Source organism: Methylobacterium sp. WL18 (assembly GCF_008040015.1).
GTDB lineage: Bacteria > Pseudomonadota > Alphaproteobacteria > Rhizobiales > Beijerinckiaceae > Methylobacterium > Methylobacterium mesophilicum.
In genome coordinates, this window is the sequence record NZ_VRVD01001079.1 from 1 (window position 1) to 914 (window position 914).

Genomic DNA, 914 nt, shown 5'->3' on the forward strand with positions numbered 1-914 from the left:
CCCTGGTGGTGCTCAACATCCGGCTGCCCCGGACCCTGCTGGGGCTGATGATCGGCGCGGGGCTCGCGGTCTCGGGGGCGCTGATGCAGGGGCTGTTCCGCAACCCGCTGGCCGACCCAGCGCTGGTCGGGGTCTCGTCGGGGGCGGGCTTGGCCGCCGCCTGCATCATCGTGCTGGGCGACCGGCTGCTCGCCCATTTCGGCCTGCCGGGGCCGCTGCCCTATCTGGTCCTGCCGGCAGGCGCCTTCGTGGGGGGCCTGGGCGCGACCCTGATCCTGTACGGGCTGGCGACGCGCTCCGGGCGCACCGCGGTGGCGACGATGCTGCTCGCCGGCATCGCCCTGGGGGCGCTGAGCGGCGCGCTCACCGGCCTGCTGACCTATGCCAGCGACGACCGGCAGCTCCGCGACCTCACCTTCTGGTCGTTGGGAAGCCTCGGTGGCGCCACCTGGGGCAAGGTCGCGGCCTCGGCGCCGCTGATCCTGCCGGTGCTGCTCGCCGTGCCGTTCCTGGGCCGCGGCCTCAACGCGCTGGTGCTCGGGGAGGCGGAGGCGTTCCATCTCGGGATCCCGGTGGAGCGGTTGAAGCGCGCCTGCATCGTTCTGGTCGCCGTCGCGGTCGGCGCCAGCGTGGCGGGCGCCGGAGTGATCGGCTTCGTGGGCTTGGTGGTGCCGCACGCCCTGCGGTTGGCGATCGGCCCCGAGCACCGCCTGCTGCTCCCGGCCTCGGCGCTGCTCGGCGGCGCGTTCCTGGTGCTGGCCGACGTCGTCGCCCGGCTGGTGGCGGCCCCGGCCGAGCTCCCGATCGGGATCGTCACCGCCCTGGTCGGCGCACCGGTGTTCCTGTGGCTGCTGCTCGGCCGGCCACCGTGACGGTGAGGTCGCGGGCGGAGAGCAGGGCCGGCTCCCTGCAGG

General features: G+C 74.9%; 1 protein-coding gene. It reads left to right on the top strand.

What is annotated here, in order from left to right; genetic code table 11:
• Positions 1-872 (top strand): iron ABC transporter permease (locus FV228_RS30995; RefSeq protein ID WP_147857893.1); only part of this gene is annotated, 872 nt, incomplete at its 5' end.
• Positions 873-914 lie beyond the last annotated feature (42 nt).